23 protein-coding genes are annotated in these 25,174 nt (G+C 71.6%); 10 read left to right on the top strand and 13 right to left on the bottom strand.

The annotated features are described in order from the left end of the window. Position 1: 1 nt before the first annotated feature. Positions 2 to 811 carry an HNH endonuclease family protein gene (locus VMF51_RS24960; RefSeq protein ID WP_325477198.1) on the bottom strand — a complete coding sequence of 270 codons (810 nt, stop codon included), beginning with the start codon at positions 809 to 811 and terminating at the stop codon, positions 2 to 4. Positions 812 to 1,113: 302 nt separating this feature from the next. On the opposite strand from VMF51_RS24960, the gene VMF51_RS24965 reads away from it, so the two are divergent. Continuing rightward, positions 1,114 to 3,255, top strand: a complete 2,142-nt coding sequence (locus VMF51_RS24965) for an FAD-dependent oxidoreductase (RefSeq protein ID WP_325477199.1) — start codon at positions 1,114 to 1,116, stop codon at positions 3,253 to 3,255. A gap of 24 nt (positions 3,256 to 3,279) precedes the next feature. Here the strand turns inward: VMF51_RS24965 and VMF51_RS24970 are convergent, their stop codons facing one another. Further along, positions 3,280 to 4,104, bottom strand: coding sequence for a hypothetical protein (locus tag VMF51_RS24970; RefSeq protein WP_325477200.1), 825 nt, complete (start codon positions 4,102 to 4,104; stop codon positions 3,280 to 3,282). 196 nt (positions 4,105 to 4,300) lie between these two features. Here VMF51_RS24970 and VMF51_RS24975 point away from each other — a divergent pair, with 196 nt between their 5' ends. The 3 genes from VMF51_RS24975 to VMF51_RS24985 all read left to right on the top strand — a co-directional run bounded on the left by VMF51_RS24975 (position 4,301) and on the right by VMF51_RS24985 (position 9,309). After that, the gene (locus VMF51_RS24975) at positions 4,301 to 5,629 is read left to right on the top strand and encodes an HNH endonuclease signature motif containing protein (protein WP_325477201.1); all 1,329 of its coding nucleotides are present in this window, start codon (positions 4,301 to 4,303) and stop codon (positions 5,627 to 5,629) included. Between the two features lie 933 nt (positions 5,630 to 6,562). Further along, on the top strand, positions 6,563 to 8,203 hold the full coding sequence (locus VMF51_RS24980) for an ELWxxDGT repeat protein (RefSeq protein ID WP_325477202.1): 1,641 nt from the start codon (positions 6,563 to 6,565) through the stop codon (positions 8,201 to 8,203). Further along, positions 8,197 to 9,309, top strand: coding sequence for a TIGR03032 family protein (locus tag VMF51_RS24985; RefSeq protein WP_325477203.1), 1,113 nt, complete (start codon positions 8,197 to 8,199; stop codon positions 9,307 to 9,309). Before VMF51_RS24980 ends, VMF51_RS24985 begins: the two co-directional genes overlap by 7 nt. A gap of 487 nt (positions 9,310 to 9,796) precedes the next feature. Here VMF51_RS24985 and dmpG read toward each other — a convergent pair whose 3' ends face one another. From dmpG to VMF51_RS25035, 10 genes are all read right to left on the bottom strand, one after another. Further along, complete coding sequence (dmpG, locus tag VMF51_RS24990; protein WP_325477204.1) at positions 9,797 to 10,807, bottom strand: 4-hydroxy-2-oxovalerate aldolase; 1,011 nt, start codon at positions 10,805 to 10,807, stop codon at positions 9,797 to 9,799. Continuing rightward, positions 10,804 to 11,706 carry an acetaldehyde dehydrogenase (acetylating) gene (locus VMF51_RS24995; protein ID WP_414689501.1) on the bottom strand — a complete coding sequence of 301 codons (903 nt, stop codon included), beginning with the start codon at positions 11,704 to 11,706 and terminating at the stop codon, positions 10,804 to 10,806. The genes dmpG and VMF51_RS24995 overlap by 4 nt, the downstream gene beginning before the upstream one ends. 50 nt (positions 11,707 to 11,756) lie before the next feature. Further along, on the bottom strand, positions 11,757 to 12,599 hold the full coding sequence (locus VMF51_RS25000; RefSeq protein WP_325477206.1) for a 2-keto-4-pentenoate hydratase: 843 nt from the start codon (positions 12,597 to 12,599) through the stop codon (positions 11,757 to 11,759). 68 nt (positions 12,600 to 12,667) lie between these two features. After that, on the bottom strand, positions 12,668 to 13,078 hold the full coding sequence (locus VMF51_RS25005) for a nuclear transport factor 2 family protein (protein ID WP_325477207.1): 411 nt from the start codon (positions 13,076 to 13,078) through the stop codon (positions 12,668 to 12,670). Then, the gene (locus VMF51_RS25010) at positions 13,075 to 13,848 is read right to left on the bottom strand and encodes an SDR family oxidoreductase (RefSeq protein ID WP_325477208.1); all 774 of its coding nucleotides are present in this window, start codon (positions 13,846 to 13,848) and stop codon (positions 13,075 to 13,077) included. The genes VMF51_RS25005 and VMF51_RS25010 overlap by 4 nt, the downstream gene beginning before the upstream one ends. Next, a complete protein-coding gene (locus VMF51_RS25015) occupies positions 13,845 to 14,339 on the bottom strand; it encodes a nuclear transport factor 2 family protein (protein WP_325477209.1) in 495 nt (164 codons plus the stop codon). Before VMF51_RS25015 ends, VMF51_RS25010 begins: the two co-directional genes overlap by 4 nt. Continuing rightward, positions 14,336 to 15,211 (bottom strand): TIGR03619 family F420-dependent LLM class oxidoreductase, encoded by an 876-nt coding sequence (locus VMF51_RS25020; RefSeq protein ID WP_325477210.1) that lies wholly within the window; start codon positions 15,209 to 15,211, stop codon positions 14,336 to 14,338. Before VMF51_RS25020 ends, VMF51_RS25015 begins: the two co-directional genes overlap by 4 nt. After that, on the bottom strand, positions 15,208 to 16,005 hold the full coding sequence (locus VMF51_RS25025) for an SDR family NAD(P)-dependent oxidoreductase (protein ID WP_325477211.1): 798 nt from the start codon (positions 16,003 to 16,005) through the stop codon (positions 15,208 to 15,210). Before VMF51_RS25025 ends, VMF51_RS25020 begins: the two co-directional genes overlap by 4 nt. Continuing rightward, positions 16,002 to 16,334, bottom strand: coding sequence for a ferredoxin (locus VMF51_RS25030; RefSeq protein ID WP_325477212.1), 333 nt, complete (start codon positions 16,332 to 16,334; stop codon positions 16,002 to 16,004). The genes VMF51_RS25025 and VMF51_RS25030 overlap by 4 nt, the downstream gene beginning before the upstream one ends. Then, positions 16,334 to 17,491, bottom strand: a complete 1,158-nt coding sequence (locus tag VMF51_RS25035) for a Rieske 2Fe-2S domain-containing protein (RefSeq protein ID WP_325477213.1) — start codon at positions 17,489 to 17,491, stop codon at positions 16,334 to 16,336. Before VMF51_RS25035 ends, VMF51_RS25030 begins: the two co-directional genes overlap by 1 nt. 251 nt (positions 17,492 to 17,742) lie before the next feature. Here VMF51_RS25035 and VMF51_RS25040 point away from each other — a divergent pair, with 251 nt between their 5' ends. Beyond that, the gene (locus VMF51_RS25040; RefSeq protein WP_325477214.1) at positions 17,743 to 18,549 is read left to right on the top strand and encodes an IclR family transcriptional regulator; all 807 of its coding nucleotides are present in this window, start codon (positions 17,743 to 17,745) and stop codon (positions 18,547 to 18,549) included. Positions 18,550 to 18,570: 21 nt separating this feature from the next. Here the strand turns inward: VMF51_RS25040 and VMF51_RS25045 are convergent, their stop codons facing one another. Continuing rightward, positions 18,571 to 19,125, bottom strand: coding sequence for a flavin reductase family protein (locus VMF51_RS25045; protein ID WP_325477215.1), 555 nt, complete (start codon positions 19,123 to 19,125; stop codon positions 18,571 to 18,573). Positions 19,126 to 19,381: 256 nt separating this feature from the next. Here VMF51_RS25045 and VMF51_RS25050 point away from each other — a divergent pair, with 256 nt between their 5' ends. The 5 genes from VMF51_RS25050 to VMF51_RS25070 all read left to right on the top strand — a co-directional run bounded on the left by VMF51_RS25050 (position 19,382) and on the right by VMF51_RS25070 (position 25,172). Beyond that, a complete protein-coding gene (locus VMF51_RS25050) occupies positions 19,382 to 20,245 on the top strand; it encodes an alpha/beta fold hydrolase (protein WP_325477216.1) in 864 nt (287 codons plus the stop codon). A gap of 5 nt (positions 20,246 to 20,250) precedes the next feature. Next, positions 20,251 to 21,936, top strand: coding sequence for an FAD-binding protein (locus tag VMF51_RS25055; protein WP_325477217.1), 1,686 nt, complete (start codon positions 20,251 to 20,253; stop codon positions 21,934 to 21,936). Between the two features lie 2 nt (positions 21,937 to 21,938). Further along, positions 21,939 to 22,952: a 2Fe-2S iron-sulfur cluster-binding protein gene (locus tag VMF51_RS25060; RefSeq protein ID WP_325477218.1), complete on the top strand. Its 1,014-nt coding sequence runs from the start codon at positions 21,939 to 21,941 to the stop codon at positions 22,950 to 22,952. A gap of 95 nt (positions 22,953 to 23,047) precedes the next feature. Continuing rightward, positions 23,048 to 24,232, top strand: coding sequence for an acyl-CoA dehydrogenase family protein (locus VMF51_RS25065; protein WP_325477219.1), 1,185 nt, complete (start codon positions 23,048 to 23,050; stop codon positions 24,230 to 24,232). 10 nt (positions 24,233 to 24,242) lie between these two features. Beyond that, positions 24,243 to 25,172, top strand: a complete 930-nt coding sequence (locus tag VMF51_RS25070; RefSeq protein ID WP_325477220.1) for a VOC family protein — start codon at positions 24,243 to 24,245, stop codon at positions 25,170 to 25,172. The last annotated feature ends 2 nt before the right edge of the window (positions 25,173 to 25,174 follow it).

Below are 25,174 nucleotides of genomic sequence, written 5' to 3' on the forward strand. Positions count from 1 at the left end.
TTCACGGGACGGGGATCTCTCGACCGGACTGACCGGCCGGAGCCACCGGAATCATCGCAGCGGTCGCGGTGGGCCGGCCGGCGTCCGCCGCGCCGGGCAGCGGCTGGTCCGGGCAGCCGCCCAGGACCCGCGCCATCGCGTCCCGCTCGGCGGGCTTGACCCACAGCCCGTACCGCGCCTTGACCGCCACCTGGCGCGCGACGTACTCGCACCGGAAGGGCCGGTACGGCGGCAGCCAGGTCGCGGCGTCCGAGTCGCGCTTGGCCGCGTTCAGCGGTCCGGCGGAGGCCAGCAGGTTGAGCGGGTCGTTGGCGAAGCGGGTACGCCGCTCGGCGTCCCAGGACTGCGCGCCGCTCTGCCAGGCGTCGGAGAGCGCGACGACGTGGTCGATCTGGACCGCGATGCTGGTGCTCTGGCCGCGGGTGAACGCGATCTCCCGGCCGCCGTACGGATCGGGGAAGGTGCCGGTGAGGACGACGCAGTCGCGGGTGCCCGGCTTGCGGGTGGTCCGGACGAGGTCGCGACCGAGGATGTCGTTGCGCGTGTCGCAGCCGTTGTGCCCGTAGAGCTCGTCGACGTCGTCGGTCCACGCCTGGCCGAACTTCTCGCGGTCGTACCCGGTCCGCGGCGCCCGGCCCTTGACCGCCAGCGCGTCGAGGGCCTCCATCGCCGTGCCGGTGGCGTACGGCGGGGCCGGGACGCTCGGCGTCGGATCGCCCGTCGTGACGACGCCGTACCCGGCGCAGGACGAGAGGGCGACGGCCAGCGAGAGGACCAGCGAGACGATCAGGGCGGTGGTGCGTGCGGGCAAGGGTTCGCTTCCTCGTGGGTCCTCGGGCGCCCGGAAGCCTCCCACACGGCACCCCCGGATCGCGGGAGCCTCGGAACCGCGCACGACGACAACGCTCCCAACCACTGCCGCCGCTCCACTCGCCGGGTTTCGAGGCTCGCTTCGCTCGCACCTCAACCAGCGTCAGTCGACGCTGGTTGAGGTGCGAAGGACGAAGTCCTGAGCCTCGAAACCCGGCGGCTCGAGAGACGGCGTCGTGCGCGCGTCCCGGTGGTCGGGAGACCCGACCGTGGGGCGCGCGGGCGCCACCTAGCGTGCGACGAATGCGCACGCGGCGAACCGGACAGACCTTCTCCCACCTGCTCGCTCCCGGCCGGATCGGCCCGATCACGCTGCCGAACCGGGTCCTGATGCCGGCGATGGACATGAACGTGTGCCACGACGGCGAGATCGTCGAGGCGGACATCGCGCACTACGTCGCCCGCGCCGCGGGCGGCACCGGGATGATCATCACCTCGGCGTCCGCGGTGGCCTTCCCGGTCGGCGCGACCAGCATGAAGGAGCCCGGGCTCTCCGACGACCGGTTCATCCCCGGGCTGAAGGCGCTCGCGGACGCCGTGCACGACGCGGGCTCGCTGCTGTGCGTGCAGGCCACGCACCACGGGAAGGTCGCGCGGATCGACACCGCGAACGACCGCCCGATGCTGGTGCCGTCCGTGCCCGACGAGCCGCGCGACCTCAGCTCGCTGCGCGACAACACCCCCGACGAGCTGATGAAGATGGGCTCGGTCACGAAGGGCCGGCCCACGACGTACCGCGAGGCGACGGAGGAGGACATCGCCTGGGTGATCGACCAGTTCGCCGAGGCGGCCCGGCGGGTGATGGAGGCGGGCGCGGACGCGATGGAGATCCACTGCGCGCACGGCTACCTGCTCGGCGGCTTCCTGAGCAGGGCCGACAACCGTCGTACCGACGCGTGGGGCGGATCCCTGGAGAACCGCGCCCGGCTGGCGTGCGAGGTCATCGCCGCGGTACGCCGTACCGTCGGCGACCGGCTTGCTCTGCTGGTCCGGGTCGCGGGGGAGGAGTACGGCGAGGAGGGCGCGCTCACCACCGCTGAGACGGTCCAGGCGGCGCGGCTCTTCGAGGCGGCCGGCGCCGACGCGATCCACGTGACGGGCTGGGGCCGCAACCCGTTCGCCGACTTCCTGAAGGGGCCGCTCCCCAACGAGGTCGGCGCGTACCGCGACTACGCCCGTCAGGTGAAGGCGGCCGTGAGCATCCCGGTCATCGCGGTGGGTCGGGTGCTGCCCGAGGTCGGCGAGGAGATGATCGCCGCCGGGGAGGCCGACTTCGTCGCGATGGGGCGACAGCTGCTCGCCGAGCCCGAGCTGGTGAACAAGCTAAGCGCCGGACGCCGTAAGTCGGTGCGGCCGTGCATCAACTGCTACGTGTGCGTCGAGCAGAACTTCTGGGACGACACGCCTCTGTGCGCGGTCAACCCGGCGCTGGGCGACGAGGGCGCGGCGACCTTCCTGCCGGTGCTCTCGCCGCGGCACGTCGTGGTGGTCGGCGGGGGACCGGCCGGCATGGAGACGGCTCGCGTCGCGCGCGAGCGCGGGCACCGGGTGACGCTGGTCGAGTCCGGCGACCGCCTCGGCGGCTCGGCGTGGTTCTCCCAGCTCACGACGCCGCCCAACGGACCGCTGCTGGACTGGCAGCAGCACGAGCTGGAGCGCCTCGGGGTCGTGGTGCAGCTCGGGCAGAAGGCCACCGTGGACTCGATCCTGGCGTTGCGGCCGAGCACCGTCGTCCTCGCGACCGGCGCGCACCGCGGCCTGCCCGCCGTACCCGGCGCCGACCTGCCGCACGTGCAGACCGGCGACACCCTGCGCGCGCTGATGACGGGGGTCGGCGACGCCGGCCCGTCGGGCGGGTCCGGTACGGCGCGGGTCATGCGCTGGGCCGCCCGCGCCGGGCGCCTGACCGGCGTGACCCGGCACCCCGAGCTGATCCGCCGGGCGACCAGGACGTTCCTCCCGGTGGGCCAGGACGTGATCGTCATCGGCGGCTCGCTGGTCGGCCTGGAGCTGGCCGAGTTCTTCGCCGAGCGCGGCAAGTCGGTGACCGTGCTGGAGGCCGGCGCGCAGCTCGGTCTGCCGATGGCGCTGCCCCGCCGCTGGCACGCCGTACGTCGCGCGACCGAGCACGGCGTACGCGTGGAGCGCTCCGCCACGGTCGAGGAGATCACGCCCGCGCTCGTCCGCTATCTCGACGCCGACGGTCAGCGGAAGTCCGCCGCCGCCGACCTGGTGGTCGTCGCCTCCGAGGTCAGCTCGGGCGCGCCGCTGGCCGAGCAGCTCCGGGCGCGTGGGGTCGACGTCGAGGTCGCCGGCGATGCCGCCGAGGTCGGCTACATCCAGGGCGCCGTCCACTCGGCGTGGAAGATCGCCCGCGCGCTCTGAGACCCAGCTCGCCGGGAACCGCGGTCAGCGGAAGACGTAGTGCCCGGTGATGCTCCAGGCGTCCGTGCGCTCGTCGTACCGGAGGTTCAGCTGGAAGCCGGAGTCGCTGAACGAGGCCCAGCCCAGGTTCGCGTTGTCGGAGCGGAAGTCGCCGTAGTACCAGACGTACCGCTCCGACCAGGAGCTCAGCGGGAACCCGCGCAGCGCATCGACGACGGCGGTGGGCGCCAGCTTCCGGGCAGCCCGGTAGTCCCGCTCGGCCATCGTGGCGGCGAACCGGTCGGTCACCCACCGCAGGCCCTGCCGCTCGATCGAGGCCTGGAGGCGGCCCTTGCGCAGCCTCAGCCGACCGACGGTGGGGACGACGCCCAAGGAGCCGTTGTCGCCCGCGCTGTCGGCCTCGTGGGAGTCCCAGCGGGCGACGATCCGGCGGGACGTGATCCGGAGCCGGCTCACGTGACCGCCCCCGTCCGCGGTGGTCCCGTCGATGGCGGCGATGGGGGTGACCGAGCGCAGGACCGGCCGGCCGCGCTTGTCGGCGACGTACGCCGCGACGAAGTCGGTGTAGGGCATGCGGGTCCCGCACCGGACGACGATGGCGCCGTCGCGACCGCGCTTGCCGTCCAGGTTGCCGAGCGCCAGGTGCTCGACGCGCAGGCTCTCGTAGTCGCGGGCGTCGGAGAGGACGCCGTTCTTGAAGCGACCCTTCCAGTTGCCGCACACCTTCGCGATCGGGGCGTTGCGGAGGTCCTTCTTCGTGAGGGAGGGAGCCCGGCGGGCCTCGGCGCCCGTCGCCGGGAGCACGCCCACCGCCAGGGTCAGGATCACCAGCACGGCAGCGAACGGCACAGCACCACGTCGGACCACGCGGCCCACCACCTCTTCGATCGGGTCGATTCGTCCCGAGTGCCCGCGACGCTAACATCCGCCGGCCCGCCTGATGCGGCTTTGCGGAGGTTCGGTAGTGCTGGGGATAGCCAGTTGCCATCGAACGCACGTTCGACCATACTGGGATGGTCATCTCGTAGAGCTCTCGGAGGCTCGCATGGCCCACCCGATCCGCCAGGCCGCGGCCGAGATCGCCGGTGCGCTGAAGTCGGTCGCCGACGTGAACCCGGCCTTCATGACGACCTCGGACAAGGCGGCCGCGCTGGTCGAGCTGGGCGCCATCGAGGCGCGGGTGGCCGAGCTCCGGCTCCGGGTCACCGCCGACGCCGCTGACGTGGCTGAGGAGACCGGCGCCCGCGACGTGGGCGCCTGGGCCGCGGCGGCCACGCATCGACGCCGGGGCGACTGCGCGGCTGAGGTCCGTCTTGCTCTGGCGCTCGCGGACCGTCCGGTGCTCGCGACCGCCCTGCGCGAGGGGCGGGTGAACCTCGACCAGGCCCACGTCATCGCCTCCGCCCTGGCCAAGCTCCCGGCCGAGGTTTCCTCGTCGGTGGTCGACGAGGCCGAGGCCGCGCTGGTGGGGTACGCCGACCGCTTCGACCCCACCGAGCTGGCCCGCCTGGGCCGCCGGATCCTCGAGGTCATCGCCCCGGAGATCGCCGAAGCCGTCGAGGCTCGCCACCTCGCCGACCTCGAAGCCTCCGCCCAGCAGCGGATGCGCCTGGGCCTGCGCGCCCTCGGCGACGGCACCACCCGCATCAGCGGCCTGATCCCCGACGCCTCCGCCGCGAGACTCGCGACCTACCTGCATGCGTTCACCAACCCCCGCCGCGACGACACCGCCTCGGCGGTTGACCCGTCGCTGGTTGAGGAGGGACCGAACGCCGACTCAACGCTGGTTGAGGTGCGAGCGAAGCGGGCCTCGAAACCCGGCGAGCCAACCAGCAACCCCGTGCCCTACGGCCGCAAGACAGCCCAGGCGTTCTGCCACCTCCTGGAGACCCTCGACCCCACCCGCCTCCCGATCCACGGCGGCGACGCCACCACCCTCGTGGTGACCATGTCGCTGGACTCGCTGCGCGCCGACCTCGCCACCGCGACCCTCGGCAACCCCGCTCCCGGCGACTCCCACGACCGCATTACCGCCGAGGAAGCCCGCCGCCTCGCCTGCACCGCCGGCATCGTCCCGGCGGTTCTCGACGGCAAGAGTGAGGTCCTCGACCTCGGCCGCTCCCAGCGCTTCTTCGGCCGTGCCCAGCGCCGCGCGCTCGCGCTCCGTGACGGCGAGTGCCGCGCCGAGGGGTGTCACGTCCCGGCACCGTGGTGCGAAGCCCACCACGCCGGCACCCCCTGGGCCGCCGGCGGCCGCACCGACCTCGCCGACGGCCTGCTCCTCTGCTCCCACCATCACCACCGAGCCCACGACCCGACCTACGCCACCGAACGCCTCCCCGACGGCAGCGTCCGGTTTCATCGACGGACGTAGGTCGGCGGTGTCTGTCATGGCGGCGGACAGACGCAGGTGCAGGTGCGCCCGGACCGCGGCAGGCGAGTGCGTTCGGCACCGATGTCGAGCACAGCGGGATTTGCACTGCTTGCTCAGGTCAATGGCAGCCAGGGCAGTGCGGGTCAACAGCGCGGTCCTGTTTTCGACGCCCGTAGAGACCCTCAGGCGTCAGCCGGCGCACGCCCTCGTGATCGGTGCGCCACGCCCAAGTCACGGACCCGACTGCGCGGCTCATACTTCGAGGTTCAAGCAGACCCGAACATCCGTTCGCCCGTCCGCCGGTACCGGCGGAAGTCGGTGCGCTGCCGAGCATCGGCTAGCCCGTTTGCGCGGCGCGCGTAGCTCAGCTGACTCGATCATGCTGACCCTGGCGAGCTCACCGGGGTCGCTGCGGTCCTTACAGGACCCATGTGCGCAGACACCCGGCGCTGATGCTCAGTTGGTCGACGACCTGCTTGAGCTGCTTGTCGGCACGACGGAGCGCCACGACTCGCTGACGAGAATCCGGTGGGTCGGGTCGAGGCACGATGCGCAGTCCTCTGCGAAGGTCCTCGACTCATTCGCCAACTCGGGCGACCGAGCTGTAGGGCACATCAACCTGTCACCTGGTGATGAAGCAGTCCCATGGCCGTGAATCGACCACTTCGAACCGGCGGTGTCGATACGGTGTCATCCGAGCATTCCCCGGCAGTGCGACGGGGTGACGTTCCGGGGGGAACCATGAGTAGCCGAAACCAGCGTCAGTCCCAACGGCGCACCAGACAGCAGCGCTTCGAACGCAAGGCTCTTCGCCGCCGTGCACGCAAGGCGACCGCCGGTACCGCGATCGCTGCGACCGCCACGGCGCTCTCCCTCTCGGCCGTCGCTACGCCAGCGTCCGGCGAGGGGCCGTCCGGCAGTGGCCTGACTCGCGTGGACATCAACGCCGGCGCGCGACACGGTGGACCGCACGAACTCACGGTCATGGGCGACACGGTGTACTTCAGCGCCGACGATGGGACCCACGGCGTCGAGCTTTGGAAGACTGACGGAACCGCCGCCGGGACCACACTCGTCGCCGACATCGCCACGGTGCGCTGGGGCTCGGACGCCCACCTCGGGTCGAACCCTCGGAACCTCACCGCCATCGGCGACACGCTTTACTTCCTTGCGAACGATGGCGTCCACGGCTACGAGCTGTGGAAGAGCGACGGCACAGCTGCCGGCACCAGCAGGCTCTCTGACACTGCGGAGAATTCCGCTCGATATCTCGCTGCCGCCGGAGACACCCTCTACTTCCGTGCCGACGACGGAACCCACGGTCACGAGCTGTGGAAGAGCGACGGGACCACGGCCGGCACCACGATGGTCACTGACATCAAGGCCGGAAGCGCGGCGTCCGCGCCGTACGGCCTGGTCGCCCTGGGCGACACCGTCTACTTCCGTGCCGACGACGGAACCCACGGTCACGAGCTGTGGAAGAGCGACGGCACTACGGCTGGCACCACAATGGTCGCCGACATCCGACCGGACAGTATGCATCGTCACTACCCCGACGCGGTTCCACTGACCGCGGCAGGGGACGTCCTCTACTTCCGCGATGACGACGGGCTCCATGGGGACGAGCTGTGGGTGAGCGACGGCACCGCTGCGGGCACCAGGATGGTTGCCGACATCAGGCCGGGCATCGAGCCGTCGATCCTCAACGGCGCTGAGCTCACGACTGTCGAAGACACCCTCTACTTCTCCGCGCACGACGGCGCGCACGGCGTGGAGTTGTGGAGGAGCGACGGCACCGCGGCCGGTACCACGATGGTCACGGACATCCATCACGATTCCGGCTCGCATCCGAAGGAGCTCACCGCCATCGGAGACCGGCTCTACTTCACCGCTGACGACGGTGTCCACGGTTACGAGCTTTGGAAGAGCGACGGCACCGCGGCCAGCACCACGATGGTCGCCGACATCGACCCCGGAGCGTTCTACTACGAGGGCGAGCCGTTGTTTCCAGACAGTTCTGACCCTGATCATCTGGCCGCGATCGGGGAAACTGTGTACTTCGCCGCCAGCGACGGCACCCACGGCCCTGAGCTCTGGCGGAGCGATGGCACTGCTGCCGGAACCGTTCTGGTCGCTGACATCAACTCCTCCTCGTCAGGTGACTACGGGCTGTACGGAGGCTCCGACCCCCGGGGTCTGACGGCCCTCAGCGACACTCTCTACTTCAGCGCCAACGACGGGATTCACGGGAGCGAGCTCTGGCTGCTCGACACTGACGACGCGACCCCGCCCACCACCACGCCCACCACCCCACCCACCACCACGCCGCCCAACAACGGCGCACCGCCAACGGCCGATCCCAACTGTGTGAAGGCCGAGCGGGCGCTGGCGGATGCCACCAAGAAGCTGTCGAAGACGAAGTCGAAGGCAGCCAAGCTGAAGAAGTCCCTGAAGGGCGCCTCGCCTGCCAAGGCCAAGCGGGTTCGCATGAAGGTCAAGAAGACGGCGAAGACGCTGAAGACGCTGAAGGTCAAGGTACGCAAGGCGAAGCAGTCCAAAGCCAGGGCGTGCTGAACGGCGTGGTGAGCGAGCGTGTACCGAAGGACTCCCACCAAGCCGAGTTGCCGGCCAGCTTCAAGGAAGCGACGTACAACTACAGCCCGTCACTGCCGGCGCTCCTCGAGGAGCTAGGCTGCGCGCTCCTCATCTCCACCTACCAGGCCGGCCAGGTCGCATCGGTCGGCGTCGTCGACAGTCGCCTTCACGTGCAGATGCGCCGCTTCGGGCAGGCCATGGGCGTTGCTGTGGACGCCGGGCGGATCGCAATCGGCTCGCGGGACCAAGTGTGGTTCCTCGAAGAGCATTCCGAGCTCGCCGATCGCATCCCGCCCGAGGGCGCTTTCGATCGGTGTTTCCTCGCACGCTCCACCGTGGTGACCGGCGGCCTGCAAGGACACGAGTTGGCGTGGGGAAACGGTCCCGAAGGGCCGGGACACTTGTGGGTGGTCAACACCCTGTTCTCCTGCTTGGCCGGCGTCGACCCGCGATACAGCTTCATCCCGCGGTGGCGGCCTCCCTTCATCTCCAAGCTCGCGGCAGAGGATCGTTGCCACCTCAACGGAATGGCCATGAAGGACGGGCTGCCCGCGTTTGTGACCGTGATGGCCGCCAGCGACGAGCCGGGAGGTTGGCGGGAACAACGCAATGACTCCGGCGCGGTGCTCCATGTGCCGTCCGGAGAGCGCGTCACGGACGGCTTGGCGATGCCGCACTCACCACGCCTGCACGGTGACCAGCTTTACGTTCTCAACTCGGGCATGGGTCGACTCGAACATGTCGACACTGGCTCGGGCCAGCGCATGCCGGTGGCACTCATGCCCGGCTATGCCCGAGGGCTCGCGTTTCGCGGCAACCATGCCTTCGTCGGGCTCTCGAAGATCCGTGAGACCAACATCTTCGGGGGCGCTCCCATCGCCGAATATCACGACGCCCTCAAATGCGGTCTCGGCGTCGTCGACCTCCGCACGGGCGCTACCGTAGCGACCCTCGAGTTCACCTCCGGGGTTGAGGAGATCTTCGACGTCCAGGTTCTTCCTGACACGCGCTGCGCTGTGCTCAGTCCTGCGGCCGGGGAGCCGCACGAGATCTGGCATACCCCGGGCGAGCCACCGAAGACGTGACAACAGGCGTGCTGCGGCCGACTGCCGCGGTCGCTGCCCCACGAAGAGTCTTGCACATCTCGAACAGTGGCCGGTGCCCCGGCTTCTACCAGGAGGGGTCGCAGCTGGTCGGCGGGTCAGACCTTTGGGCAGACCCGTCTATCTGGGCGCCAAGACCCACTCGTCCTGCGACCATTCCGCGCATGCCCTGACCCGTGATCAGGTCAGTCCTCCCGCCCACCTTGTGCGGAGATGGCAGACGGATGGTGATGACGACCGTCGCCGAGCAGGAAGAACTATCGGCTCACGAGTGGGTCCGTTGCAGCTAGGCGTTCGGCCCTGGCCGAGCAGCTCCCGGGCGCGCGAGGTCGCTGGCGACGCCGCCGAGGTCGGCCCCTCGTCGTGCCTGGGTTCGTCGGCGGCGGGGGAGCGGTGAGCCGGCAACCGACCGTGGCCGGGGAACGGTTGCCAACTCACCGCCCCACGCGACGGTAGGCGGGAGCAGCGCTCAGGCGGTGGCGCCGAGGATGTCGAGCGCGATGTCGACGATCATGTCCTCCTGGCCGCCCACGAGGCGGCGGCGGCCGACCTCGAGGAGGATCGTGCGGACGTCGATGCCGTAGCGCTCGGCGGCGGTCTCGGCGTGGCGCAGGAACGACGAGTAGACGCCGGCGTACCCGAGGGTGAGGGTCTCGCGGTCGACGCGGACCGGGCGGTCCTGCAGGGGGCGGACGATGTCGTCGGCGGCGTCCTGGAGGGCGAACAGGTCGGCGCCGTGCTGCCAGCCGTTGAGGTCGGCGACGGCGACGAACGGCTCGATCGGGCAGTTGCCCGCCCCGGCGCCCTGGCCGGCGAGCGAGGCGTCGACGCGGCGTACGCCCTCCTCGACGGCGACCACGGAGTTGGCCACGGACAGCGAGAGGTTCTCGTGGGCGTGGATGCCGAGCTCGGTGGCCGGGTCGAGCACGTCGCGGTAGGCGCGGATCCGCTCGCGGACGCCCTCCATCGTGAGCCGGCCGCCGGAGTCGGTGACGTAGACGCAGTGCGCGCCGTACGACTCCATCAGCTTCGCCTGCTCGGCGAGCTTCGCGGCCGGCGCGAGGTGGCTCATCATCAGGAAGCCCGAGACGTCCATGCCGAGCTCGCGGGCGGTCGCGATGTGCTGGGCGGCCACGTCGGCCTCCGTGCAGTGCGTGGCGATGCGTACCGAGCGAACCCCGAGGTCGTACGCCGTCCGCAGCTCGGCGATCGTGCCGACGCCCGGCAGCAACAGGGTGGTGAGACGTGCGCGGGAGATGTTGGCGGCGGCCGCCTCGATCCACTCCCAGTCGCTGTGCGAGCCGGGGCCGTAGTTCAGGGTGCCGCCGGCGAGCCCGTCGCCGTGCGCGACCTCGATCGCGTCGACGCCGGCGGCGTCCAGGGCCGCGACGATCCGGCCGACGTCGACGGGGTCGATGCGGTGCCGGATGGCATGCATCCCGTCGCGGAGCGTGACGTCCTGCAGGAAGATCTCGGTCATGCGGTGGCCTCCACGAGGGCGTTCTCGGTCGCGATCCGCTCGGCCGTGCGCAGCGCGGCCGAGGTCATGATGTCCAGGTTCCCGGCGTACGCCGGGAGGTAGTGGGCGGCACCCTCGACCTCGAGGAACACCGACACCTGGTGGGTCACCGGGGCGTCGGGGTCGGCCAGCAGCGTGTGCACCGGCTGGTCCGCGGGGACCGGCACGATCTGCACGGTCTGCTTGAGCCGGTAGCCCGGCACGTACGCCGCGACCTGCTCGACCATCTCGGCCACCGAGGTGCGGATCCGCTCGTGCGTCGCCGGGGCCGGGTCGCCGATCAGGCAGAGCACGGTGTCGCGCATGATCAGCGGCGGCTCGGCCGGGTTCAGGATGATCACCGCCTTGCCGCGACCCGCGCCTCCGACGGTCCGGATCGCGTGCGACGTGGTCTCGGTGAACTCGTCGATGTTGGCCCGGGTGCCGGGACCGGCCGACTTGGACGCGATCGAGGCGACGATCTCGCCGTACGGCACCGGGGTGACGCGGGAGATGGCGGCGACGATCGGGATCGTCGCCTGGCCGCCGCAGGTGACCATGTTGAGGTTGGGGGCGTCGAGGTGCTCGTCGAGGTTCACCGCCGGTACGACGAAGGGGCCGATCGCGGCCGGGGTGAGGTCGATGAGCCGCTTCCCGTACGGCGCCAGCCGCTCGGCGTTCGCGACGTGCGCCTTGGCGCTGGTGGCGTCGAAGACGATGTCGATCTCGTCGAAGCCGGGCAGCGCGATCAGCCCGTCGACGCCGTCGCTGGTGGTCGCGAAGCCGAACCGTGCGGCCCGGGCGAGGCCGTCGGACGCCGGGTCGATGCCGACCATGGCGCCCATCTCGAGGGTCTCGGACAGGCGCATCACCTTGATCATCAGGTCGGTCCCGATGTTGCCGGACCCGATGATCGCGACCTTCGTCTTCTTCACTGCGCCTCCTCGGCGGTCGTGGTGGGGTTCGAGAACCGGGCGGTGACGCTGCCCAGGCCGCTGATCGTGGCGGTGACGGTCGCGCCGGCGGGCACCTCGCGCATCGGTCCGAGGGCGCCGGACAGCACCACCTGGCCGGCGCGCAGCGGCTCGCCGTACTCGCGGGCGGCGCGGGCCAGCCAGGCCAGCGCGTGGAGCGGGTCGCCCAGGCAGGCGGCGCCGTCCCCGGTGGAGACCTCGACCCCGTCGACGCTCATCGACATCGTGACGTGGACCGGCTCGACCTCGTCGAGGGTGCGCCGCTCGGTGCCGAGCACGTAGAGGCCGCTGGAGGCGTTGTCGGCGACGGTGTCGCCGAAGGAGATGTCCCAGCCGTTGATCCGGCTGTCGACGATCTCGAGCGCGGCGACCGCGTAGTCGACCGAAGCGCGGAGCTGCGCGTCGTCGAGCGGGCCGTCGTCCAGGTCGGCCTTCAGCACGAACGCGATCTCGGCCTCGGCCTTGGGCTGGAGCAGCCGCTCCATCGGCACCTCGTGCGCGCCGGACAGGTCCATGTCGTCGAAGAGCCAGCCGAAGTCGGGCTGGTCGACGCCGAGCTGCTGCTGCACGGCGAGCGAGGTGGCGCCGATCTTGCGGCCGACCACCGTGGCGCCCTCGGCGCGGCGGGCCCCGACGATCCGGGACTGGACGGCGTACGCCGCCGCGAGGTCGTCGGCGCCGATCAGGTCGCGCACCGGGGCGCAGGGCGTCCCGGTCTCCGCGGCGGCGAGCAGCCGGTCGGCCGCCTGGGCTATCGACGCCTCCGGCACGGTGGTGTCGGGTGCGGTCTGGGGGGTCATGGCGTCAGCGTGGTCGGCGCGGCCCGCGGGCGCGGACCCGCCTCCCACTGACCGGAAACCAGGTCCGCTCACGCGGGCCGGAGCACGGCCGGGTCGCCGAGGGAGACCCGGATCTCGAAGGCCCGCCGGCGCAGTCGCCAGCCGGTGTCGGTGCGGACCCAGCGGTCGTCGTACTCGCCGAGGCACTCGTAGAAGGAGCCCGCCATCGGGCCGGCGCCGACGTGGTGGACGCGCGCGTAGGTGAGGGTGCGCGCCTCGTCGCCGGTGACCGAGACCCGGTGGTTGCCGAGCAGGTGCTGGGTCGGACCGACGCCGCCGAGGTGGTCCCGCATCCGCCGTACGGCGGCCTCGGGACCGCGCGCGCCGTACGCCACGCAGTCCTCGGTGAGCAGCCCCGAGATGGTCGCCCAGTCGCGCCCGTCGGTGGCCGACGCGAACTCCGCGAGCAGCTCGACCAGGGCGGTGCGGTCGTCGCTCACGGGAGCTCGGGCTGCCAGGCGACGCCGTTGATGTGCGCACCGCCGTCGACGAAGAGCGTGTTGCCGGTCAGGTACCGGCAGTCCTCGCTGGCCAGGAAGACCGCGACGGGGGCGATGTCCTCGAGCGGGTCGCCGATCCGGCCCATCGGGTTGCCCCGGTCGGCCGCCGCCTCGAGCTCGGGGTGCTCGCCCATCACCCGGCGGAACGCCGCACTCTTGGCGCCGGGGCACAGGGCGTTGACCACGACGCCGGTGGGCGCCCACTCGCGCGCGGCGGTGCGGGTCAGGGTCCGCAGCGCCTCCTTGGTGGCGTTGTACTCCAGGCTGCCGACGTGGGCGTTGACGCCGTTGAGGCTGCACATGTTGACCACGCGGCCCCAGCCGCGCTCCTTCATGTGGCCGAACACGGCCTGCATGGCCCACAGCGGTCCTCGGAAACCGACCGACAGGGCACCGTCGATCATGGCGTCGGTCTTGTCCTCGACGCGGCAGATCGAGCCCGCGCCCCAGGCGTTGTTGACCAGGACGTCGATCGAGCCGTAGGTGCTCACCGCCGCGTCGACCATCGCGTGCACCTGGGCCTTGTCGGACACGTCGGTGCGCACGAAGTGGCCGTCGACCTCGGCGGCGACGGCACGGCCGGACTCCTCCGACAGCTCGGCGACGACGACCCGGGCGCCCTCGGCGGCGTACGCGCGGGCGACCGCCGCGCCGATGCCGTCACCGGCGCCGGTCACGACCGCGACCCGGCCCGCGAGCCGCCCGGTCACGGACGCCGCCCCAGCGCGCCGGCCTCCAGCAGGGCGGGGGACTCGGCCCGGCCGTCCAGGACCCGGCTGGTGCGGACGGTCGCCCGCCAGCCCTCCGGGGTACGGCGCAGCTGCCAGTGGTTGGCCGTCGCGCGCCGTACGACGAAGCCGGCCTCGGTGTTGACCACCATCAGCGAGTGGCAGATGGCGACGGCCTCGTCGCCGTCGATCGTGACCCGGGCGGGGCCGACGAAGTGGGCGCAGCCGCCCGTGATCCAGCCCTGGTGGCCGGAGGAGAGGACCATGGCCCGGATGTCCTCCTGGCTGCCGAGGTAGACCTCGTCGACGTCGTACACGCCGTCCTCGGTCCACAGCGCCGCGACCTCGTCGGACGCGCCGGCGTCGACCAGCGGGCCGTAGCCGGTGATCAGGTGCAGGATCTCCCGCTCGTCCTCGAGCCGGCGCAGCCGGTCCTCCAGCGCCGCGAGCCGGGCGTCCGTGTCGGTGCTCATCCGATCTCCTTGCCGATGATCGCGAGCGCCTCGAGCTGCTCGCAGTAGTGGTCGGCCGACTCCGCGTGCACGGCGGTGCTGACCAGGGTCGCGCCGGCGGCGCGGACCTTGCGGATGCGGTCCTCGGTCCCGTCCGGGTCGCCGAGGGCGTCGACGGGGCGGCCCGCGGAGAGCACGACCTCGAAGTCGTCGGGCACCTCGCTGCGCCCGAGCATCTCGGTCAGGGCGTCGAGCCCGAGGCCGAAGGGCACCCACCCGTCGCCGAGCGTGAGGGCACGGCGCAGCGAGCGCGGCGTGCGGCCGCCGATCCACAGCGGCATCCGCTCCTGGACCGCGTGCGGCTCGACGACGAGGTCGTCGAAGGAGAAGTGCGGTCCGTCGTAGCGGGGGGTACGCCGCCCGAGCGCGGCCCGTAGCGCGGCCAGCGCGTCGTCGGCGATCGCGCCGCGCCCCTCGAAGGTGGCCCCCAGCAGCTCGAACTCCTGCTGCAGCGAGCCGACCCCCAGCCCGAGCACCACCCGGCCGCCGCTGACGACGTCGAGGGTGCCGTAGCGCTTCGCGATCTCCAGCGGGTGGTGGTAGCCCAGCACCAGCACCTGGGTGGCCAGCCGGATCCGCTCGGTGCGGGCAGCGAGGTAGCCGAGCGTGGCCAGCGGGTCCCAGTACGTCGCGCCCCGCTGCTCGGCGACGTCGGTCGGTACGGCGACGTGCTCGCTGCAGGTGACGTGGTGGAAGCCCAGCCGGTCCGCGGTCTCGGCGATCCGGGCGAGCTCCTCGATGCCGGCGCCGGCCTCCCAGGCGCTGTGCGCGCCCGGGTTGGCCGTCACGATCGGGCTGACCACGCCCAGGCGTCCCGCCTGAGCAGTCGTCATTTCGAGGCCGGCGGCAGCAGCTTCTGCATCGCCTCGTGCGCTCCGAGCACGAGCCGGCCGCGGTCGGTGCCGCTGCGGATCTCGACGGCCTTCTCGTTGCCGGCCGCGACCTGGACCGGGCCGTCGCCGAGCGAGGCGAGCGCCTGGCGGGCGACGTCGTCGGGCTCGGAGACGTGCAGGCCGGGGATGTCCATCGACAGGCCGGCCCGGGCCATCGCCGGGGTGCGGGTCACGCCGAGGACGAACTCCAGCACGTCGACGTCGTACTCGCGCATCTCCAGCCAGAGGCCCTCGGCGAAGATCCGGCAGAAGGACTTCACGGCGGAGTAGATCGAGATCTGCGCCTGGCCCATGAATCCGGCGAGCGAGCCGACCAGCAGCAGGCCGCCGCGGCGGCGCTCCTTCATCGGCGCGCCGAAGAGCTGCACCAGCGCCAGCTGGGCGGTGATGTTGAGGTCGACGACCTGCTGGAACCGCTCGAGGTCGCCGTCGACGAACTCGTGGCCGTAGGTGTTGGCGCCCGCGTTGAAGACGAGCAGCCCCACCTCGAGGTCCGCGGTGATCTCGGCGATCTGCTTGACCGCGTCGGACTCGGTGAGGTCGACGGAGAGCGTGCGGACCTCGGCGCCGAGGGCGCGGGCCGCCTCGGCGGTCTCCTCCAGCGGCCCGGGCTTGCGCGCGAGCAGCACCAGGTTGAGCCCGGCCTCGGCGAGCTGGGTGGCGAAGGACGCGCCGACCCCCTCGGAGCCGCCGGCGATCACCGCCCAGGGTCCGTGCCGTTCGACGTCGATCATGCGTGGGTCACCTCGTGATGCTCGGGGGAGTCGGGGTTCTCGGGATTGGTCGGCAGCGGGTCGCCGTCCTGGACGGGCAGCTCACCGCGTACGGCGGCCGCGCGGATGCTCTCGCGCAGCGCCTGGCAGCCGGGGAACGACGACCCGTTGGGGCCGGGCCGCGGGCCGGAGGCCCGCCGCTCGAGGCACCGCTGCACGGAGTCCTCGTGCCACTGCACGCTGGTCTGCTCCCAGCTGCTCTTGCGCGCCTCGACCGAGGCCCCGCAGGTCACGCACGCGACCGGCGTCATGGGGCCGTCGGCGAGCCGGTTGTCGGGTCGGACCCCCATCAGACCGGCTGGCCGCTGGCCTCGGCGTCGCGGCGGGCGATGTTCGCCTCGACCTCCTGGCGCCAGGCCTCGTTCGGCCGGGTGGTGTCGATCTCGAACTCGAAGCGCTCGGTCATCTCGGGCGTCACGTCCGCGACGTCGACGTAGAACTGCTCGTACCAGCGGCGCAGCTGGTAGACCGGGCCGTCCTCCTCGCACAGCAGCGGGTTGTCGATGCGTGCCTTGTTCTTCCAGATCTCGACGTCCTGCTCGAAGCCGATCCGGATGAAGTCGCCCTGGCGGCGTGCCATCTCCAGCGCGGTCTCGTCGTCGACGCCCGGCTGCTTCTTGACGATGACGCCGTACTGCAGGACGAAGGAGTTGTTGTCGACCGGGTAGTGGCAGTTGATCAGCACGCTCGGGACGTCGCCGTCGTCGTAGTGGTAGGTCAGGTCGTCGATCATGAACGACGGACCGTGGTACGACGCGACCGAGCTGTTGCCCAGCGCGGTGCGGGCGCCGGACTTGGCCCGCTGCGGGCGGATGTCCTCGCGGCCCTCGCCCTTCATGTACTGGGTCGCGGTGTGACCCTCGAAGACGTTCGAGAAGAACGTGGGGAACGAGTAGTGCACGTAGAAGAAGTGCGCCATGTCCACGACGTTGTCGACGATCTCGCGGCAGTTGGCGCCCTCGATCTTGGTGGTGTACCAGACCCAGTCGGTCCACTCCGGGTCGCCGTACCCCTCGATGTGGGGGATGGTGACGTCCGCCGGCGGCGGGTTGCCCTCGGGGTCGTTCCAGACGAAGAGCATGCCGTCCTGGACCATCGTCGGCCAGGCCTGGGTGCGCGCGCGCAGCGGGACGCGGCGCGCGTAGGGGATCTGCTTGCAGCGACCGTCGCCGCCCCAGCGCCAGTCGTGGAAGGGGCAGGCGATCTCGTTGCCCTTGACCTCGCCCTGGGAGAGGTCGCCGCCCATGTGGCGGCAGTAGGCGTCGAGGACCTTGACCTCGCCGTCCTGGCCGGCGAAGACGACCAGCTTCTCGCCGAAGGCGGAGACCTGGTGCGGCTTGCCGTCGTGGAAGTCTCGTTCGAGCCCGAGGCAGTGCCAGCCCCGCGCGAACCGCGTGGGTGCGGCCTCTGCCTCGATCTTGCGGACCTCGTCCTGGGCGACGCTCATCTGCTGCTCCGTTTCTGGCCGTGATGCGGGACACGTGGCCGACGTCCCGAGTGTCCGCCCGACCCCGCCGGCGGGGGCCGTTCAGGTCCCACTCACCGGAAGGGGTGGGACCGGCCTCCCGGACCCTCGGCGACGCGGCGACGACTCGCCAGAATGAATTTCAGTTTTGGCTTCCCTGGGGCCGATCGGCGCGCTAGCGTGGCGGTCGTCACCACCTAGAATTCATTTCAGTTCTTGTCCCGGAGGAAGCCATGTCCGTCGTGACCGCCGAAGTTCCCGAGCGCCGCGAGCTCCCCCCGTCGATGGTCGAGCGGATGACCCTGATCCTCGACGCGTTCCCGAGCCGTACGGCGCGCCTCACCCTCGAGGACGTCGCCCGGGTCACGCACCTGCCGCGCTCGACCGCGCACCGCATCCTGGACCAGCTGCTGAAGGCCGACTGGCTGGAGCACTCCGGCTTCGGCTACAGCCTGGGCCCGCGCGCCCTCCACCTCGGCGGGGTGGCGGACGACAACTCCGAGCTGCGTGCCGCGGCGGCGGGCCACCTGCACTCGCTGATGATCCGCACCGGCCTGACCGTCCACCTCGCCGTGCTCGACGAGGGCCGCATCCACTACCTCGACAAGATCGGCGCCCGGTTCGCGACGTCCGTGCCGTCCCGCGTGGGGGGATGGGCGCCCGCCCACTGCACCGCCCTGGGACGCGCCATGCTGGCCTGGCTGTCCGCGGAGGAGGTCGACGAGCGCGTCGGCACCGACCCGCGCGCCATGACCGGCCGCACGATCGCCGACCTCGACGCCCTGCACCAGGAGCTCAACCGGGTCCGCGCCCGCCACGGCCTCGCGGTCGAGCGCCAGGAGTGCTTCGAGGACATCGCGTGCGTGGCGGCCGCCATCCGCGCCCCCGAGGGGCCGATCGGCGCCATCTCGCTGGTCGGCGACTCCTCGACCCCGCTGGAGCGGATCGCCCCGCTGGTCCTCGACGCCGCGCGCCAGGTCTCGCTCGAGCTCTACCCGGACCTGCCGGGCCGGCGCCGGCGCGGCCTGCGCTCGGTCTGACGAGCCCGGCTCACCGCCGGCTCACCCCCAGTGATCGCCCCAGCCCCACAGGTTCGGGGCGATCTCGCTGTTCGCGTCCTCCACACCGAAGCGGCCGCGGAAGAACAGCATCGGCTGCTCCCAGGCGGGGGTGGTCTCCAGCTCCAGCACCCGGCCGATCACCACGTCGTGGTCACCGGCGACGTGGACGGTCTCGACGGCGGCGTGCACGCGCATCAGGGCACCCGGGAGCGACGGCGTACCCCAGCGCGAGGTCTCCCACTCGAGCCCGTCGTACTTGCGACCCCGGCTGGACCCGAAGCGCTGGCACAGGTCGTCCTGGTCCTCGCCGAGGACGTTCACGGTGAACCGGCCCGAGCGCCGGATGTCGGGCCAGGCGCGGCCCCGGTGGTCGGCGCAGAAGAGCACCAGCGGCGGCTCCAGGGAGACCGACGCGAACGACTGGCAGGCGAAGCCGACCGGCTCCTCGCCCTGTCCGGTCACGATGGTGACACCGCTGGCGAAGTAGCCCATCGCGCGGCGCATCTCGGCCGCGGTGGGGGCGCTGACAGCGGGTTCTGGCTGGGTCTCGCTCATGTCCTCGACGGTACGGCGGGCTCCCGTTGCCGAGGTCCGGCGGGTCCCGGTGACCGGTCGGGTGGGGGATGGGGCGGTCGCAGGTTCATCACGGTATGCCGACGAGCTCGCACTCACCACGGTGGGTACGTCGTGGGGAGTGACAGCTCGTCTGCATACCGTGATGAAGCAGCAGCCCCCGCCCCGCCCCCGCCCCCACTCCCGGTCATCGGGATCGCCGGAGATCACCCGGAAGACCGGTTCCTACCGTGGCGTGGTGAGCCTGACCCACGACGAGACCCTGCGCGAGCTGACCACCGAGGACGGGGTGCTGCGGTACCACGAGGCCGGTGATCCGGATGCTCCGCCGCTCCTGCTGCTGCACGGCTCCGGCCCCGGCGTGACGGGCTGGCGCAACTTCGGCGCCAACCTGCCCGTGTTCGCGGAGCACTTCCGCTGCCTGGTGCTGGAGTTCCCCGGCTTCGGGGTCAGCGACCCCACCGAGCAGCACCCGATGGCGGCCGCGCTGCCGGCCGTCGGCCGGTTCCTCGACGGGCTCGGCCTGGAGCAGGTCGACGTCATCGGCAACTCGATGGGCGGGGTCGTCTCCACCCGGTTCGCGATGGCGCAGCCGGACCGGATCCGCCGGATGGTCACGGTCGGTGGCATGGGCCGGGCGCTGCTCAGCCCGTCCCCGGGCGAGGGCCTCAACCTGCTCATGGAGTTCACCGAGGCGCCCAGCCGCGAACGGCTGGTCGAGTGGCTCAACTCGATGGTCTTCGACCGCGCGATGGTGACCGAGCAGATGATCGAGGAGCGCTGGGCGCAGGCGACCGAGCCGAGCACCCTGGCCGCCGCGCGCCGGATGTACAGCCGCGCCGCCCTGGAGGGCATGGCCAAGGCGGCGAGCGCATCGCCGGAGCCGCCGTACTGGGCGATGCTGCACCAGGTGAAGGCGCGCACCCTGATCACCTGGGGGCGCGACGACCGGGTCAGCCCGCTCGACATGGCGCTGGTGCCGATGCGCACCATCCCCGACGCCGAGCTGCACGTGCTCCCCAACTGCGGCCACTGGGCCATGATCGAGCAGAAGTCGGCCTGGGAGGCCGTCGTGCTCGCGTTCCTCACTCGGAAGGACTGACGAGAATGACCGACGCGACCACCCGGGACGACAAGACCCAGGGCGCCTGGGACCACGAGGTCGACTTCCTGGTCGTCGGCTCCGGCGGCGGCGGGATGACCGCCGCGCTCGCCGCGCACGACGCGGGGATGTCCACGCTCGTCGTCGAGAAGGCGAAGAAGTTCGGCGGCAGCACCGGCATCTCCGGCGGCGGCATCTGGATCCCCAACAACCCCACCCTGCGCCAGGCCGGGCACGACGACAGTCGCGACTCGATCCGGCGTTACCTCGACGCGCTCACCGAGGGCAAGGTGGCGCCCGAGCGCCTCGACGCCTTCGTCGACCACGGCCCGGCCACGATGGAGCTGCTCGCCCGGAGCCGGTGGTGGAAGCTGTCGTGGACCAAGGGCTACTCCGACTACCACCCCGAGTGGGACGGCGGTCGCCCCGCCGGCCGCTCGGTCGAGCCGAAGCCGTTCGACACCCGCAAGCTGGGTGACGACGAGCGCTTCCAGCGGCCCAACAGCATGAAGGGCCCGCTCGGTCTCTGGATCACCTCCGCCGACTACCGCGACCTGGCGATGGTCAAGCGCACCTGGCGCGGCCGGTGGAAGTCGGTCGTCGCCGCCTGGCGGGTCTCCTCCAACGTCGTACGACGCCGGCACATGGCCACCGGGGGCCGGGCGCTGGTCGCCCGCCTGCGGATGGCGCTGAAGGACGCCTCGATCCCGCTGTGGCTGCAGACCCCGATGACCGCGCTGGTCGTCGAGGACGGCGCCGTCGTCGGCATCGAGGTCACGCGTGAGGGCCGGACCGAGCGCATCCACGGCCGGTACGGCGTGCTGCTGGCCTGCGGCGGCTTCGACCACGACCCCGAGCTGCGGGAGGCCTACCTGCCCGAGGGCGGCCGCGAGAACCACAGCCTCGGCGCCCGCGAGAACACCGGCGACGGCATCGTCGCCGGCCTGCAGCTCGGCGCGGCCGTCGACTTCATGGACGACGCGTGGTGGATGCCGAGCGTGGAGCACCCCACCGGGGCGACGATCCCGCTGGTCTCCGAGCGGGCCATCCCCGGCCAGGTCATCGTCTCGACCGACGGGCGGCGCTTCACCAACGAGTCCTCGCCGTACGTCAACTTCGTCCACGACCAGCTCGAGGGCAAGCACCTCGAGGCCTGGTGCGTGATGGACGCCCGGGCGCGCTCGCGCTACCCGTTCGCGCAGATCCTGCCCGGCGCCCCGTTCCCGAAGTCGTTCTACGAGGCAGGGATGGTGCACCGCGCCGACACCCTGGCCGAGCTGGCCCGCTCGATCGGCGTGCACGAGGAGAACCTGGTCGCGACCGTCGAGCGGTTCAACGGCTTCGCCCGCAGCGGCGTCGACGAGGACTTCGGCCGCGGCGAGTCGGCGTACGACCAGTACTACGGCGACCCGAACCTGACGAACCCCAACCTCGACGTCATCGACAAGGCGCCCTACTACGCCATCCGGATCCAGATCGGCGACCTCGGCACCAAGGGCGGCCTGGTCTGCGACGAGCACGGCCGGGTGCTGCGCGAGGACGGCTCGGTCATCGACGGGTTGTACGCCACCGGCAACGCCAGCGCGTCCGTGATGGCCAACGAGTACGCCGGCCCGGGCGCCACCATCGGGCCCTCGATGGTCTTCGGCTACATCGCCGCGCGCCACGCCGCGGCGGGTCGGAACGGCTGAGCATGGCCACGGTGCGTGTGGTCGAGGTGGTCCGCGAGACCGCCGACGCCCACACCCTGGTGCTGGAGCCGGCCGGGGGCGAGCGCTGGGACTACCGCCCGGGCCAGTTCCTGACCCTGCGGGTGCCGTCGGAGCGACCCGGGGGAGCGGCGCGCTGCTACTCGCTGTGCTCCTCCCCGGTGCGCGATCCGCGGCTCAAGGTCACGGTGAAGCGGACCCGCGAGGGCTACGCCTCCAACTGGCTGTGCGACCACGTCCGGGCGGGCGACGAGCTGGAGGTGCTGCCACCGGCGGGCACCTTCGTCCCCGCCGACCTGGACGCCGACTTCCTGCTGCTCGCCGGCGGGAGCGGCGTCACCCCGGTGCTCTCGATCCTCAAGACCGCGCTGCACGCCGGCTCGGGTCACGTCACCCTGGTGTACGCGAACCGGGACGAGGCGTCGGTGATCTTCCGCGACGAGCTGGTCGCGCTGGCCGCCGAGCACCCAGACCGGCTCACCGTCGTGCACTGGCTGGAGTCGGTGCAGGGGCTGCCCACGGAGGTGGGCCTGCGTGCGCTCGCCGCGCCGTACGCCGCCCGCGAGGCGTTCGTGTGCGGACCGGGTGCGTTCATGGATCTTGCCGCGAAGGTGCTCCAGGACCTCGGCGTCCCGCGCGAGCGGCTGCACCAGGAGGTCTTCACCTCCCTGGAGGGCGACCCCTTCGCCGAGGTGGTCGTGCCCCTCGACGACGAGGGGGAGCGCACCGAGGTGGTCGTCGAGCTGGACGGGGACGTCACCTCGCTGGGCTGGCCGGCCGGGTCGAGGCTGCTCGACGTGCTCCTGGCGGCCGGCGTCGAGGCGCCGTACTCCTGCCGGGAGGGGGCGTGCAGCGCGTGCGCCTGCCGGCTGCTGGAGGGCACCGTCGAGCTCGACCACAACGAGGTCCTCGACGCGACCGACCTCGCCGAGGGCCTGATCCTGTCCTGCCAGGCCCGGGCCACCTCGCCGGTGGTCAAGGTGTCGTTCGACGCCTGAGAGAACGCGTTCCTCACCCCTCCCGGTGACCGGGAACCCCGCCCCGACCGGGGCGGCGCCGGTGGCACCGTGAGGCCATCTGATCAGGAGGCATCATGACCAACCTCGCTCTTGCGGCCGTCGAGGAACGCGCCGACGAGATCGCCGCCCTGGCCGAGTCGAACGAGAAGCTCGGCCGGCTCGACGACGCGGCCGCCAAGCTGCTGCGCGACACCGGCGTCATCCGGATGCTGCAGCCGGCCAAGCACGGCGGCGCGGAGGCCCACCCCCGCGAGTTCGCCGAGACCGTCATGCGGATCGCCTCGCTCGACGGCTCCACCGGATGGGTCGCCGGCATCGTCGGCGTGCACCCGTGGGAGATGGCGATGTGCGACCCGCAGGTCCAGGAGGAGATCTGGGGCCAGGACCAGGACACCTGGATCGCCTCGCCGTACGCCCCGATGGGCGTGCTGCGGCCGGTCGACGGCGGCTACATCTTCAACGGCCGGTGGCAGTTCTCGTCCGGCACCGACCACTGCGACTGGATCTTCCTGGGCGCCTTCATGGGCGACGCCGAGGGCAACCGGGTGATGCCGCCGCGCAACCACCACGTGATCCTGCCGCGCTCGGACTACGAGATCGTCGAGGACAGCTGGGACGTCGTCGGCCTGCGCGGCACCGGGTCGAAGGACATCGTCGTCAAGGACGCCTTCATCCCCGAGAACCGCGTGGTGGCGTTCTCGAACTTCCTCGACGGCACCCAGCCGCGTGAGGCCGGGCTGACCAACCCGCTGTACCACATCCCGTTCACCACGGCCTTCCCGCTGGGCATCAGCAGCGCCGTCGTCGGCATCGCCGAGGGTGCGCTCGCCGCCCACCTGGCCTACCAGCGCACCCGGGTGCAGGTGACCGGCACCAAGGTCACCGACGACCCCTACGTGCTCTCGACGATCGGCGCCGCCGCCGAGGAGATCCGCATCTCCCGGCTGGCGATGCTCGACAACGTGAGCCGCTTCTACGACGCCGCCGAGGCCGGGCGCGAGGTCAGCTTCGCCGACCGGGCCGAGTCGCGTCGTACCCAGGTCGCGGCCGCGTGGCGCGCGGTCCGCGCCATGGACGAGGTCGTCGCACGCTCCGGCGGCAACGGCCTGCGCATGGACAACCCCATCCAGCGGTTCTGGCGCGACGGCCACATGGGCCTCGCGCACGCGATCCACGTCCCGGGCGCGGTCTTCCACGTGTCGGCGCTGACCGACATCGGCGTGACCCCGCCGCCCGGACCGCTGCTCTCGATGATCTGAGGAGATCCCCATGACCGACATCCGTGGACTCGGCTACCTCCGGGTCCAGACCACCGACGTGCCCCGCTGGCGCGAGCTCACCGTGGACGCGCTCGGCATGGCCGAGACGACCGGTCCGGTCGACGGCGGCCTGTACCTGCGCATGGACGAGCGCGCCCACCGCATGATCGTGCTGCCGGGCGACACCGACCACGTGCTCGCCGTCGGCTGGGAGGTGCGCGACCAGTTCGCGCTCGCCCGCGTCGGCCGCGCCGTCGAGGCCGCCGGCTTCGGCGTCAAGCAGCTGACCCAGGAGGAGTGCGACGAGCGCGGCGTCGAGGCCGCCCTGCGCTTCGACGACCCGGCCGGTACGCCGCTCGAGGTCTTCTTCGGCCCGGTGCTCGACCACGGCCCGGTGCGCACCACCTGGGCGCAGGACTTCATCACCGGCGACCAGGGCATGGGCCACGTGGTCCTGCCGACCATCGCCTTCGACGAGACCTACTCCTTCTACACCGAGGTCCTCGGCTTCCTGCCCCGCGGCGCGATCCGGGTCGGCCCCAAGAAGCCTGTCGCCGGCCAGCCGGCCCGGCGGGTGCGCTTCCTCGGCGTCAACCAGCGCCACCACAGCCTCGCGCTGGCCCCCGCCCCGCACGGCGAGGCGCCCGGCCTGGTGCACCTGATGATGGAGGTCGACTCGCTCGACGCCGTCGGCCGGGCACTGGACGCCGTCAACCGGCTCGGCTTCTCGGTCTCCTCGACCCTGGGCCGGCACACCAACGACAAGATGGTGTCGTTCTACGTCCGGGCGCCCGGCGGCTGGGACCTGGAGTACGGCACCGAGGGCATGCTCGTCGACGAGTCGTTCTACACCGCCGAGGAGATCACCGCGGACTCCTACTGGGGTCACGACTGGTCCGGGTCGGAGCCGCTCGCGGCGTTCACGCCCCCGCCGAGCTGACC

The organism is Nocardioides sp. (assembly GCF_035503875.1).
Taxonomy (GTDB): domain Bacteria; phylum Actinomycetota; class Actinomycetes; order Propionibacteriales; family Nocardioidaceae; genus Nocardioides.